Genomic DNA, 13,100 nt, shown 5'->3' on the forward strand with positions numbered 1-13,100 from the left:
AGGTGGCGCGAGATGGCGCGCGGGTTCAGGTACCGGAGTCTTCCTGCGGCCGTGGCGCTCGGCCTGACGGCGCTCGCCGCGGCGTGCGGCGGGGAGGCCGGTCCGGCGGCCGAACGGGCGGGGCTCGGGGTGCTCACTCCGAGCCCCGTGGCCGACCCGCTCTCCGCCCCGGTCACCGAGAAACTGGACCAGGCCGTCGGCCAGGTCATGCGGGAGGCCGAGGTGCCCGGCGCCATCGTCGGCCTCTGGATGGGCGACAGCTCCTACGTCCGGGCGTTCGGGGTGTCCGACAAGGCCACCAAGGAGCCGATGGCCGCCAACCTGTTCATGCGCATCGGCAGCGAGACCAAGACGTTCACCGTCACCGCGCTCCTGCGCCTGGTCGACCAGGGGAAGGTGAAGCTGGACGACCCCGTCTCCCAGCACGTCCCGGGCGTGCCGAGCGGCGAGCGCATCACGTTGCGCCAACTGGCGGGGATGAAGAGCGGGCTCTACCCCTACACCTCCGACCCGCGGTTCCAGAAGGCGGTCCTGGCCGACCCGAAGCGCTCCTTCACACCCCGCGACCTGCTGGCCTACTCCTTCGGGCACCCGCTGGTCTTCCAGCCGGGCGAACGCTTCCAGTACAGCAACACCAACACGGTCCTGCTCGGCCTGGTGATCGAGAAGGCCGGCGGCAAGCCGCTGGCGGAGTTCATCCGGCAGGAGGTGCTGGTCCCGGCGAAGCTGAAGCGGACCCTCTTCCCCAGGGGGACGGAGTTCCCGCGCCCGCACGCCCACGGCTACACCCGCCAGACGGCCGACGGCGGGACCGCCGACGCCATCGGCTGGAACTCCTCCTGGGCCTGGGCCGCCGGGGCCATGATCTCCACCCTGGACGACCTGCGCTCCTGGGCCCCGACCCTGGCCACGGGCACCCTCCTGTCGACCGGCACCCAGGCCGAGCGCATGAAGGACCCGTACGAGCCCTTCCCCGGGCTGCGCTACGGCCTCGGCATGTTCGACGTGCGGGGCTGGCTGGGCCACAACGGCTCCCTCCCCGGCTACCAGACCGTCGTGGTCCACCTCCCCGCGAAGAACGCCACCCTCGTCGTCCTGACCAACACCGACGACAGCCACCAGGGCCGCGACGTCGGCACCCTTCTGGCCCGCGCCGTCACCCGCGTCGCCACCCCGGAGCACGTCTACACCCTCCCCGCCACCCCCACGGCGTCGCCGACCGCGTCGCCGACGGCCTCGCCCTCGGCGAGCAGGGCCCGCGACTGACCCGGAATGGCAGGTGAAAAATAAATAAGTGAATTGGCGCGGTGTTTGTTATTTGTGGGGCTTTGCCTGAAATGTCCAGGGTATGACCGAAGGGTCCGTGAGGAGAGGCGGGTCGCCTTCCGGCGGCCCGGAAGGGGCCTTCCATGGCAGACTCCGGCAGTTTCCCGGCGCCTGTACGTGATCTGTGCGGCACCATGCTCGTCCACCGCAGGCTGCTCAACGAGAGCATGACCTACCGGGGGCAGCGCGCACAAATCGAGAACAGGGCGCTCCAGTATGAGAAAGAGCAGCTCTTCGCGTCTCGCAGAGAAGTGCTCACCATTCCCGTCGTCGTCCATGTGGTACACAATTCACATAATCCTGAACAGGATATCGGCGACGAGCAGATCCACAGCCAGTTCGACGTGCTGAACCAGGACTTCCGGGCGGCCAACCCCGATGCCTCCCAGGTCCCGGACGTCTGGAAGGCACTGGTGGCCGACGCCCGCGTGGAGTTCCGGCTCGCCACCCGGGATCCGTTCGGAAAACCGACCGATGGGATCATCCGGGTCGAGACGGACGTGCGAGGCTTCGACACCGACGACACCGACGACGCCGTCAAGGCCAGGGCCACCGGCGGCGCCGACCCGTGGCCGAGCGACCGGTACCTCAACATGTGGGTCTGCCAGCTGCGCGGCGGGCTGCTGGGATACGCCCAGTTCCCCGGCGGGCCACCGCAGACCGACGGCGTCGTCGTCCTGCACTCGGCCTTCGGCACCACCGGTACCGCGGCACACCCCTTCGACGGCGGGCGCACCGCGACGCACGAGATCGGCCACTGGCTCGACCTCTTCCACATCTGGGGGGACGACGACGGCGCCTGCAGCAACGGTGACCGGGTGGCCGACACCCCGAACCAGGCGGACGGCAACACCGGTACGCCGACGTTCCCGCACGTCAGCTGCGACAACGGACCTCACGGCGACATGTTCATGAACTACATGGACTACGTCGACGACCGTGCGATGTTCATGTTCACACGGGGCCAGAGCGAGCGGATGAACGCCTGCCTGGAAGGGGCGCGCGCCTCCTTCCTCGTCACGGAACGGGTCGGCGGGCCCGCCGCGGAGCCCGTCAGAGAACCCGAGATGGCGGCGGCCGGAGCAGGGCGTGACGGAGACGTGAAGCGGTTGCTCCAGGACACCGAGCGGCTGACCAAGGAGATCCTCTCCGAGATCCACGACGCGCTCGGGCTCGTCACCGGCCGCAGATGAGCGGTGCGCCGTCCGACATCACCGGTTCCTGGCTGCACTCCTTCGAGGAGGACACCGGGACGACGGCGGTCTACCGGCCGTCCGACCACCCCTTCCGCCCCGCGCGCAAGCCGCGCCGGGGCCTGGAGTTCCGCCCGGACGGGACGTTCGTCGAGCTCCGTCCCGGTCCCGACGACCGGTTGCGCGAGGTGGAGGGCCGCTGGGAGCGGCACGGAGCCGACCGGGTGGACGTCACCTTCCCCGAAGGACGGGGGACGCCCTTCGGGATCACCATCGTGTCCCGCACGGAGGACACGCTCACGATCGAGAAATGAAGGCCTGACATGGTGGAGACCAAGAAGGCGGAGCGGCCGGTCGAGGAGGCCGCCCAGCGGGTGCGGGAACGCGCCGCCGAGCGCCACCAGAACGAGTCGCTACTGGCGAGGCCGGGCGGGGTCGCCGCCGCGGACTCACCGGAGCGCATCAGCAAGCGCGTCGACAGGCTGAGCCGCTTCTACGGGAACGGCGGGCTGCCGGCGCCGGAGACGCCGCAGGGCGCCGCCCAGCTGGAGAAGATCATCAACACCGCGGACTTCGTGGGCGTCCGGTACCTCGACGCCGGGGTCGCCGCCGCACGCGGGGTGGGCCGGGTGAACGTCCGCGACGACCGGGAGAATCTGCTCGGTTACGGCACCGGATCGCTCGTCTCGCCGGTGCTGCTGCTGACCAACCACCATGTGCTGCCCGATGCCGGGACGGCGCGCTGCAGCGTCATCGAGTTCGACTACCAGGACGGGATCGACGGCAGGCCGCTGCCGTCCCGGGTCTACCCGTTCGATCCGGACCGGTTCTTCCTCGCCGACCCCGGCCTCGACTTCGCGCTGGTCGCGGTGGACGCGCCGCCCGGGGGACTGGCGGCCTTCGGGTTCAACCGGCTCATCGAGGCCGAGGGCAAGGCGATCATCGGGGAGTTCGTCACCATCGTGCAGCACCCGCGCGGGGACAAGAAGCAGGTGGTGCTCCGCGAGAACCGGATCGTGGACATCCCCGACAGGTACCTGCACTACACGGCGGACACCGAACCCGGGTCGTCCGGTTCGCCGGTGTTCAACGACCAGTGGGAGGTCGTCGCGCTGCACCATGCCGGGGTGCCGGTCCCCGGAGGCGAGGACGGGAGGTTCGTCAACGAGGGAGTGCGGATCAGCCGGATCTGCCGGTTCCTCCGGGACGCCGCGCTGCAGCCCGCGCAGCGGATGCTCGTCGACGAACTCTTCGCCGCCGAGAAGTCGGCCCGGAAAATGGCGTCCGAAACCTCCGTGCCGATGGGACCGGCGAAGGCGCTGGCGGCGGCCCCGGGTACGGCGGGCCCTGTCGTGACCGCGGAAACGGTGCCCGCGCCCGCCCCCGACGGGCGGACTGCCTCCCTCCAGGACGGGCAGGTCAGGCTCTCGGTCCCGTTGGAGGTGACGATCCGGATCGGGGACGTGATGCCTGCCGGGGCCGAGAAGGCGAGGACCGCGCAGGACTATGCCGACCGCGGGGGCTACGACCCGGACTTCCTCGCCCATCCGCTGCCGATGCCCACCGTGTCCGGTGCGCTGGCGGCGGTCGCGTCCGCCGAACTGCGGTACCACCACTTCAGCGTCGTCATGCACCGGAAGCGCCGGGTCGCGCTGCTCACCGCCTGCAACATGGACGGGAAGCTCTCCCGGCGGCCGGACCGGGAGGGCGACTGGACCACCGACCCGCGCCTGCCCATCGGCGAGCAGACGACCAACGCGGACTACGCGCACAAGGACATCGACCGGGGGCATCTGGTGCGCCGCCTCGACCCGGCGTGGGGCACCGAGTCCCAGGCCAAGGCAGCCGACGAGGACACGTTCCACTTCACCAACGCCGCCCCGCAGCATCACTCCTTCAACGCGGGCTCGACGCTGTGGCTCGGCCTCGAGGACTACGTGCTGAAGAACGCGGACAACCATGATCTGGCCGTCAGCGTGTTCACCGGCCCCGTTCTGGCCCCCGACGACGAGGTCTTCGGGGGTGTCCAGCTGCCCCGCCAGTTCTGGAAGGTCGTCGCGATGGTCAAGAAGTCGGGGGAACTGTCCGTCACGGGCTACCTGCTCAGCCAGGCGGCCCTCATCGAGGATCTGCTGACGCGTGAGGCCTTCTCCTACGGCGCCTACCGGACGTTCCAGGTCCCGGTGCGCAAGGTGGCCGAGCTCACCGGCCTCGGCTTCGCCCCGCACATCGTGGCCGACCCGCTGGAGAAGCTCGAGGCGACCCCGTTGCCGCGGGAAATCCTCCGTCCCGAGGACCTGGTGCTCTGACGGCCGAGGCCGGAGGAAACATATGGATGCCTTGAAGAACAAGAAGACGCTGCTGGCGGCTCTGATAGCCGTGGTCTTCGCCGCCAGCGTGATCCTCGTCGTGGTCCTCACCATCTCCAGGAAACCGGGCAAGGAAGGGACGACCTGGCCGGTCAGCGGGGCGACGATCGACAACCAGTACACGGTCGAGGGCTGGTCGGAGGAGGGCTTCGACGGTGACGAGGCCTGCCTGATGCTGAAGAACAAGGGGGAGCGGCTGCCGGTCACGGTGAAGAAGGCGGAGGCGGGGCCGCCGGACGTCTACGAGCAGGAGGACTGCGGCGATGGCACGCAGGCTCCCGGAGGGAGCGGACGCAATGGCCTCCTCGCTCTCGCCCGGGTCGTGCCGTGCGCGACGGGTGTCGTGCTGAAACCGGGGGAGAACTGCTCGCTGGGCGTGCGCCTGGTGGCATCCGGCACCCCGAACGGGAGCCTCGGCGTCACCACCGAGGTCATGTGCGCCTCGCGGGAGATCGCCCCGTGCCAGCTGCTGAAGGAAGGGCTGAACCCGAGCGAGCAGAAACCACTCGCGCTGACCGTCGAGCAGGAGAGTCAGTTCCCCAAGTCCGATTCCGAGTTCCAGATCACCACGAAGGAAGCGGAGCTGACCGCCGTGAAGGCGGAGCCCGACGACAGGACACCCGCCCCCGGGCCCGTCCCGGACACCGGGGAGCCCACCACCGAGCCGGCCCCGGACGAGAGGACCGAGACGGTGACCCCGCCTCCTGAGACGGTGACTCCGCCTCCCGTGACCGAGACGGAGCAGCCGGGGCCGACCGATGAGACGCCGTATCCCGGAGGGCCGGACGACACCGATGAACAACCGGGACAGGAGCCCGAGAACCCCCAGGACCCGGATGAAGGCCCGCCTCCGCCCCAGGTGCCCGCGTCATGACGGAGCAGAACACCGAGAAGGAGCCCGAACACGAGCCGCTCATGGCGCGGCTGGCGCCGATCATCAGCGTCGTCGCGCCGACGACGCTCGTCACGGCACTGCTCCTGTACTTCGGTTATCTGGCGACCAGGGCCAGGTTCAATTACTTCGGCGCGCCCCTCGACCTTGTCAACCCCTCGTCGACCGATCTGCTGTTCTACGGGTCGGAGGCGGTGTTCAAGGCGATCTTGACGCTCGCGCTCGCCACGCTGGTCGGAGTGGGGCTGTATCTGGTGGGCAGATGGCTCATCGCCGATCCCCGAAGGGACGCCGTCACCGGCTGGATCAGCCTGGCGCTGTTCTACACGGGACTGGTGATGTTGGCCATCGTGCTGGTGGTCGTCTTCCACACGCACACCCCCCTGACGAACCGGCCACTGGAGACCCCCGTACTGCTGATGCTGAGCGCGCTGGCACTGAGGTACGGGCTCTGGCTCTGGCAGGCCAGAGCCGAACGCCGGGGAAGAGCCCGGTGGCTTCCCCCCGAAGCCGTGGACATCATCCGGGCCACCCTTCTCATCCTGCTGATCGCGGGTCTCTTCTGGACGTGCAACCTCGCAGCCGCTCTCTACGGCAGGAACAGGGGGGTGGAGACGGCCAGGACCCTGCCGCTCCACCCGAAGGTGGTCCTCTACACCCAGGACGCGATCGACAGCCTGCCCCGCGAGGTCGACCACACCGACCTGGGCGAGGGCCGGAAGTTCCGGCACCGCTACGGTGACCTGCACCTGCTCGTCGAGTCCGACCGGCGCCTCTTCCTCGTCCCGGTCCCCTGGTCCCCGCGTAACGGCCGCGTCCTGGTGGTCGAGAACTCCGCCGACATCAGGCTCCAGCTCATTCCGCCCGAGAAGACCAGGAGGGGCGGCTAGCCGGTGACGGTCTCGTCCGTGCTCAGGGACTCGATCCGGGCCCGCAGCGTGGTGCGGAGGGCGGCGGCGTCGGAGGCGGCGCGGTCGGTGTCGGCGCCCTCGTTGAGCCGGTAGGACTCGATGATCCCGTCGAGGACGGACGCGGCGGTGCCGTCGGCCAGGAGGTCCCGGTAGAGCAGCCGGTACTGCTCGGCGTAGACGTCCTTGAAGGCGGCGCTCTTCAGGAAGCGGTCCTTCAGGGCGTGACCCATGCGCATGCCTCCGCCGGGGTGGTCCTGCCGGGCCGGTCGCCGGTCCTGCGTGTCCTGCCGGGCCTGACCCTGCGGGCGGCCGCCGTTCCGGCCGCCCATGGCGAGGGAGTCGGTGGCGCCGGCCTCGGCGTCGCCGTTGAAGGCGTAGTTGAGGTCCCAGGAGACGACCTTGAACTTCTTCGCGGTCAGGTCGTACCAGAGGTAGTAGTTGCGGCCGGGACCGCTCATGTCGTCGAAGTTGGTCATCAGGTTCTGCAGGGCCAGGTAGCGGGCGAAGGACTCGGTGTCCAGGCGGTCGGCCAGGCCCTGGGCGAACTCCTCGTCGGAGCTGTCCTCCGTCCATCTGATGAGATCGATGACGGGCTGGAGGTCGCGGGCGCCCTTGCGGTTGATCTGCTTGAAGTCGTCGGCGTAGTCCGTCTGGTCCTCGCCCTTGTAGGTGAAGGAGCCGGAGGCCAGTGACTTGTAGAGCACGCCGTCGCCGAGCTCCTCGGCGTACGCCTCGTCCGGGTGGCCGATCAGCAGGCGCGGGGCGGAGGAGCGGCCGTTGACGGTGAAGGAGCCGTAGGCGTACTCCTGGGTCGGCTCGCCGGCCTCCCCGGTCAGGGTGAGGGCGAGAGCCTCGTTCAGCAGGGTCGAACCGTTCAGGGACGGGCGGACGGCGAGCTGGGAGAGGCCCTGGTAGCGGCGGCCGTCCACGAACTCGTCGAAGCTGATCAGCCAGGGGAGGTCCTCCGGCTCCTCGGCCTTGAGCTGCTGCCGGCCGCCGCCTCCGGGCGGGCCGCCCTCAGCGAGGCCCTCCGGCATCCGGCCTCCCTCCGGCGGAGCCGCTCCCTCCGGCACGGCCGTCCCCCCGGGCGGCTCCATGCCCGCGGGCCGCCCGCCGCCCCGGGCGCCGCTCGTCTCGCCCTTCCAGGTCAGGCCCATGAGGGTGGAGTTGCCCTTCAGCCGGACGCCGACGCTCGGGACCGCGGTCCCGTCGATGACCAGGTCGGCCTCCACGTACTTCTTGCCGCCGTCCTCGAAGTACTCCTCCAGCATGTCCTCGTAGGCGGCGTCCTTGAACGTGAGCGTGACGTCGTGCGCGGCGGAGCGGTCGAAGACGTCCTCCAGGCCCGCGATGTCCTGGGTGACGGTCTCGGCCGCGGCGATCTCGGCGGTGGTGGCGTAGGGCCGGATGGTCTCGGTGCCCAGGCCCACGCCGAGGACGAGGACGAAGGCGCCGGAGGCGGCGACCAGCCGCCAGTGGTGGCGCAGCCGTACGGGCAGCCGGTGCCGGAACTTCGGCCGGTGCGGGGGAAGGGGCATGGCCGCCTACAGGTCCGTCTGGTCGTAGCCGGTCAGGACGGTGACGGGCTGGCCGGCGTTGCGGGCCCGCAGCGCGGCGATGAGCTCGCCGGGCTCGCCGCCCTTCTTGATCCGCACGGTGTACATCAGCTCGACCAGCGCGCCGCCGCGGATCGACTCCATGCTCACCAGCTCGAACTCGTCGGTGTACCGGATGAGCACGTCCTGGACGGTGTGGCTGTAGTCCTCGTCGGAGGGGACCTGCACCTTGACGACCTGGCGCTGCACGTTCAGCGCGAACCAGTTGAACCGGTGCATCAGCACGACCACCAGGCAGATGGCCAGGCAGGCCACGACGGCCAGCACGTAGAAGCGGGTGCCGGCGGCCATGCCGACGCCCATCACCAGGAAGATGAACCCGACGTCGCGGGTCTCCTTGATGGCGTTGCGGAAGCGGACCACCGACAGGGCGCCGACCAGGGCGAACGCGCGGGCGATGTTCGAGCCGACCACCAGCATGATCAGCGAGATGAGCATGCCGAGGATGACGAGCGTCTGCACGTAGGACTGGCTGTAGGAGACGTTGCGGTGCGTCGCCCGGTACACGAAGCCGATGATCACGCTCAGGACGAACGAGAGGGACATCGCCAGGGCTACGTCGAGCACGCTGAAGGTGCCGGAGAGGTCTTGGAAGTCGAGGTTCACGGGGTCGGTGCCTTCGTCAGGGGGAACTGGACGTCGTGGCCGGGGACGTGGAAGACGGAACGGGGCGCCCGGCCGTGCGCCTCCACGCTCTGGCAGTACTTGGAGACCCGCACGACCTGGAGTTCGCGGCTCGCGGTCAGGTCGGTGAGCCAGTAGGGGACGCGTTCGTTCGCCTTCACCTCCATGACCACCTTGTGCGGGGGGATGATGAAGCGGTTCTCGGCCGGGGCGCCGAGGCCGAAGTCGCGGTCGCGGCCCCTTACGCGCTGGTCGAAGGTGACGCGCAGGCCGACGTCGGCGCCGCGGCCCAGGTAGGCGTGCCGCTGGTAGCCGGTGATCGCCGTGGCGCGCAGGTCGAGGCGGCTCGTGAGGTCGAGGACCTCGTCGATGAACGGCGCCTCGTCGGCCGAGTGCTCGACCCTCTCGCGCCCGTCGCACAGCCGCAGGGCGTCGCGGTAGCGCATCCGCACGCGGCGTTTCTGGGTGACGCGGTTGACGCGCTGCTTGATCTCGACGAACACCGGGCTGTCGGCGCCGATGGCGAAGCGGTCGCCGTAGTGCCTGATCCGCAGTTTGCGGCGGAACCTCAGGCCTTCGATCTTCTCCCAGTAGAAGCGCAGCTGCCGGGTGTCGTAGTAGACGCTCCAGATGCTGTAGCCCTCGGGGCCGCTGTGGGCGTCGCGGTCGAGCCGCGCCTCCAGGTCGGCCCGCAGGCCGTCCATCCGGTCCGCGTCGACCAGGTACTTGATCTCGTACCGGTTGAACGCGTGCAGCCTGCTCGGCGCGCGCAGGGCATGGCCGGGATCCATGGGGTCTCCTTTCCGGCGGATGCGCATATGCCATCCCACGAATCTGAGAAACATCTGTGAACGTTCTGGGAACGGATCAGAAATGTCAGTGCCGCCTGTGAGGATGCCGAGGTGGCGGAACCTCTGAAGGAACGGATCAACACCGGGTCGGTCGGTGTCCTGGCCGAGGGGCTGGCGGCGGTGTGGACGCCCTTCGAGCGCGAGGCGTTCGTGCGGGACGCGCTGGCGGGGCTGGCCGGGCTGGAGCTCAAGGCACGGGTGCGGCGGGTGGCAGGGGCACTGGAGCGGTGGCTGCCGCTGCCGTTCCCCGAGGCGGGGGCCGTCCTGCGGGAGTGCGCCGAGAAGGTGCGGTTCGACCTCTGGAGCGGCTGGCCCGCCACCGAGTACGTGGGGACGCACGGCACCGCCCATCTGGAGGAGGCGATGGAGACCCTCGCGGTGATCACGCCCTTCTCCACCGCGGAGTTCGCGGTCCGGCCCCTGCTGGAGCGGCACCGGAAGGACGCGCTGGAGATCATGCTCGGCTGGGCGTCGTCACCGGACGAGCACCTGCGGCGGCTGGCGTCGGAGGGCACCCGGGCGCGCCTGCCGTGGGGCTCCCGGGTGGGGTGGCTGATGGAGCCGGGGCCGACGCTGCCGGTCCTCGACGCGCTGCGGGACGACCCCAGCGAGTACGTGCGGCGCTCGGTGGCCAACCACGTGAACGACCTGGCGAAGGAGCACCCGGAGTTCGCGGTGGAGCTGCTCGCCCGGTGGCGGGCCGAGGGCGGCTCCCACGTGGAGGCGGTGCTCCGGCACGCGCTGCGCGGGCTGCTGCGCGCCGGGGACACCGGGGCGCTCGCCCTGGTGGGCGCGGTGCCCGGCAACGGGAGGGTCGAACGGCTGGAGATCGCCGAGCCGGTGGTGCCGGTCGGCGGGCGGTTGCGGTTCACGGTGGCGCTCAGCGCGGAGGAGCCGGGACCCCTCGTCCTGAAGTACGTGCTCCGCCGGGACGGCTCGCGGCGCACGTTCCACCTGGCCAACCGCACGGCCGCCGTCGCGGGGGAGCGGTTCACCCTGGTCAGGGCGCACTCGTACCGGCCGGTCACCACCCGGCGCGAGCCGCCGGGTCCGCGCGTCCTGGAGGTTGTCGTCAACGGGGAGGTGAGGGCGAGCGCGTCGTTCACGGTCATAAATCAGACCGGAGTGGGAGAACCGTAGTGACGGTGCTCCCGGGTGATGCAGTATGGGGCCTTCTGGGTTCTGGCGAGGTGACATCCGGGAGAAGACGCATGGCAGTGGGTACGGCCCCGACCGCTCTGGCACGCCGGTTCGTGATCGTCACGGTCTGCACGTCCGTCGCGGTCACGACGGTCCTGGCGGGCGATGCCGGCGCCACTCCCCGATGGCGGGTGACCGAGAACGTCAAACAACGCATCGACGGCGGGCTCGCCAACTTCGACGCGCTCACCGCGGTCTCCCCGAAGCTGGCCTGGTCGGTGCTGGGACACGGGATGGGCGCGGGCGGGGCGGCCCTGCTGCGCTGGGACGGCACCAGGTGGAACAGGCAGGAGATCCCCGAGGGCATCGCGAACTCGTCCGTCAGCGACCTCGGCGCCTCGTCCCGCACCAACCTGTGGCTGGCCGGGCAGAACGAGGAGATGACGCGGTCGTACGTGGCGCACTGGGACGGCAGGGCGTGGGGGGCGCGGCTGCTGCCCGAGGGCGACACCGTCGAACGCCTGCTGGTGCGCGGCGCCAAGGACGTCTGGTACTTCACCCTCAAGGGCAAGGCCGGGCACTACGACGGGAAGAGGTGGCGCGTCCACGACATGGGGTTCACCGCGTTCTCGGCCGTCGCGTCGGGGGCGAAGGTGTGGGCCGTGGGCGGTGACACCGACAGCGGCATCCCGCGCGCCTCGGTGTGGAACGGCAGGAAGTGGAAGAGCACCCGCGTGCCGGGCGAGGGCACGCTGTACGGGGTGACGTCGTCGGCCGGACGGATCTGGACGGCGGGGATGGTCTCCGGGAGCTCCACGCTGCTGCGCTGGAACGGCAAGGCCTGGAAGAAGATGAAGTCCCCCCATGCCGCGGTGAAGGACCTGGTCCCTGACGGCTCGGGCGGGTTGTGGGCCTCGTCGTGGCCCGGCCACCCGGCTTCGCAATCAGGGATCTACCACTTCAAGAAGGGGCGTTGGTCTCAGGCCTCCATCAAGGGCGTGCCCGACAGCAAGCACCCCCTGGCCGTCAACAGGCTGGTGCGCATCCCGCGGACGAAGGCGTCCCTGTGGGCGGTCGGCGGGCACGACAACGGCGAGACGGACACCACCGCGCTCATCATGAAGTGCGGTTCGTAGGCGGCGGGAATCTTTGTTCCGGCGGGTGCGGTTGGAAAGGACATGCCGGACTACGGGCACGATCTGATCTTCGGTTCCTTCCTCACGCCCGCCAACGCGGCGCCGCAGGAGGCCGTGCGCCTGGCGCAGGCCTCGGAGACCGCGGGGCTGGACCTGGTGACCTTCCAGGACCACCCGTACCAGCCGGGCTTCCTCGACACCTGGACGCTGCTGTCCTACGTCGCGGCCCGGACGCAACGCGTCCATCTCTCCGGGAACGTCGTCAACCTGCCGCTGCGCCAGCCGGCCGTGCTGGCCCGCGCCGCCGCCAGCCTGGACCTGCTGAGCGGCGGCCGCTTCGAGCTCGGCCTGGGCGCCGGCGCCTTCTGGGAGGCCATCGAGGCGATGGGCGGCCGCCGCCTCACCCCCGGTCAGGCCGTCCAGGCGCTGAGCGAGGCCATCGACGTCATCCGCGGCATCTGGGACACCGGCGACCGCGCCCGCCTCCGCGTGGAGGGCGAGTTCCACGCGGTGGACGGCGCCAAGCGCGGCCCTGCCCCCGCCCACGACATCGGCGTCTGGCTGGGCGCCTACCAGCCCCGCATGCTCCGCCTGACCGGCGCGAAGGCCGACGGCTGGCTCCCTTCCCTGTCCTACATGAGCGACCTCGACCAGCTCGCCGAGTCGAACTTCATCATCGACGCCGCCGCCCACCAGGCCGGCCGCGCACCCACCGCCGTCCGCCGCCTCCTCAACGTCTCCGGCACCTTCGCCCCGCTCCCCTCCTCCGACCGCTTCCTGCACGGCCCGCCCGACCACTGGGTCGAGCAGCTCGCCGCCCTCACCCTCGACCACGGCTTCAGCGGCTACATCCTGCAGACCGACGACCTCCTCGACCTCACGCGCTTCGGCCAGGAGGTGGCCCCCGCCCTCCGCGCCCTCGTGGCCGCCGAACGCGCCTGACCCGCCGTCCTTCCCCGATCGGGCTTCCTCGTCCGGCTCGGGCCTCGACCCGTGCTGCCGAGTTCGGGGGCGTGCGGTTTCCGGCCGGATTCCCGCCGGA

At 70.3% G+C, this 13,100-nt stretch carries 12 protein-coding genes; 9 read left to right on the forward strand and 3 right to left on the reverse strand.

The window, feature by feature from the left end; translation table 11 throughout:
* The first annotated feature begins 12 nt into the window (after nucleotides 1-12).
* The 6 genes from C2865_RS34500 to C2865_RS34525 all read left to right on the forward strand — a co-directional run bounded on the left by C2865_RS34500 (nucleotide 13) and on the right by C2865_RS34525 (nucleotide 6,670).
* Nucleotides 13-1,266, forward strand: coding sequence for a serine hydrolase domain-containing protein (locus C2865_RS34500; protein ID WP_106402852.1), 1,254 nt, complete (start codon nucleotides 13-15; stop codon nucleotides 1,264-1,266).
* Nucleotides 1,267-1,409: 143 nt separating this feature from the next.
* Entirely contained in the window at nucleotides 1,410-2,519 is a 1,110-nt protein-coding gene (locus C2865_RS34505; protein WP_198653813.1) for a zinc metalloprotease, read from the forward strand.
* On the forward strand, nucleotides 2,516-2,833 hold the full coding sequence (locus C2865_RS34510; RefSeq protein WP_106402854.1) for a hypothetical protein: 318 nt from the start codon (nucleotides 2,516-2,518) through the stop codon (nucleotides 2,831-2,833). The genes C2865_RS34505 and C2865_RS34510 overlap by 4 nt, the downstream gene beginning before the upstream one ends.
* Before the next feature lie 9 nt (nucleotides 2,834-2,842).
* Nucleotides 2,843-4,828 carry a DNA/RNA non-specific endonuclease gene (locus tag C2865_RS34515; protein WP_106402855.1) on the forward strand — a complete coding sequence of 662 codons (1,986 nt, stop codon included), beginning with the start codon at nucleotides 2,843-2,845 and terminating at the stop codon, nucleotides 4,826-4,828.
* A gap of 22 nt (nucleotides 4,829-4,850) precedes the next feature.
* Nucleotides 4,851-5,762 (forward strand): hypothetical protein, encoded by a 912-nt coding sequence (locus tag C2865_RS34520; protein ID WP_106402856.1) that lies wholly within the window; start codon nucleotides 4,851-4,853, stop codon nucleotides 5,760-5,762.
* The gene (locus tag C2865_RS34525) at nucleotides 5,759-6,670 is read left to right on the forward strand and encodes a hypothetical protein (RefSeq protein WP_106402857.1); all 912 of its coding nucleotides are present in this window, start codon (nucleotides 5,759-5,761) and stop codon (nucleotides 6,668-6,670) included. Before C2865_RS34520 ends, C2865_RS34525 begins: the two co-directional genes overlap by 4 nt.
* Here the strand turns inward: C2865_RS34525 and C2865_RS34530 are convergent.
* Genes C2865_RS34530 through C2865_RS34540 form a run of 3 tightly spaced genes read right to left on the reverse strand, consistent with a single transcriptional unit; the run spans nucleotide 6,667 to nucleotide 9,722 of the window.
* Nucleotides 6,667-8,229: a CotH kinase family protein gene (locus C2865_RS34530; RefSeq protein WP_106402858.1), complete on the reverse strand. Its 1,563-nt coding sequence runs from the start codon at nucleotides 8,227-8,229 to the stop codon at nucleotides 6,667-6,669. The two genes, C2865_RS34525 and C2865_RS34530, sit on opposite strands and share 4 nt — an antisense overlap.
* Before the next feature lie 6 nt (nucleotides 8,230-8,235).
* Nucleotides 8,236-8,913: a DUF4956 domain-containing protein gene (locus tag C2865_RS34535; RefSeq protein ID WP_106402859.1), complete on the reverse strand. Its 678-nt coding sequence runs from the start codon at nucleotides 8,911-8,913 to the stop codon at nucleotides 8,236-8,238.
* On the reverse strand, nucleotides 8,910-9,722 hold the full coding sequence (locus C2865_RS34540; RefSeq protein WP_232835963.1) for a polyphosphate polymerase domain-containing protein: 813 nt from the start codon (nucleotides 9,720-9,722) through the stop codon (nucleotides 8,910-8,912). The genes C2865_RS34535 and C2865_RS34540 overlap by 4 nt, the downstream gene beginning before the upstream one ends.
* A gap of 111 nt (nucleotides 9,723-9,833) precedes the next feature.
* Between C2865_RS34540 and C2865_RS34545 the strand changes: the two genes are divergently transcribed.
* From C2865_RS34545 to C2865_RS34555, 3 genes are all read left to right on the forward strand, one after another.
* Complete coding sequence (locus C2865_RS34545; protein ID WP_106402861.1) at nucleotides 9,834-10,922, forward strand: DNA alkylation repair protein; 1,089 nt, start codon at nucleotides 9,834-9,836, stop codon at nucleotides 10,920-10,922.
* Nucleotides 10,923-10,993: 71 nt separating this feature from the next.
* Entirely contained in the window at nucleotides 10,994-12,058 is a 1,065-nt protein-coding gene (locus C2865_RS34550; protein ID WP_157964018.1) for a ligand-binding sensor domain-containing protein, read from the forward strand.
* Between the two features lie 42 nt (nucleotides 12,059-12,100).
* Nucleotides 12,101-13,000, forward strand: a complete 900-nt coding sequence (locus C2865_RS34555; protein ID WP_106402863.1) for an LLM class flavin-dependent oxidoreductase — start codon at nucleotides 12,101-12,103, stop codon at nucleotides 12,998-13,000.
* Nucleotides 13,001-13,100: the final 100 nt, after the last annotated feature.

The sequence above is a fragment of the Actinocorallia populi genome (assembly GCF_002995495.1).
Lineage (GTDB): Bacteria > Actinomycetota > Actinomycetes > Streptosporangiales > Streptosporangiaceae > Actinocorallia > Actinocorallia populi.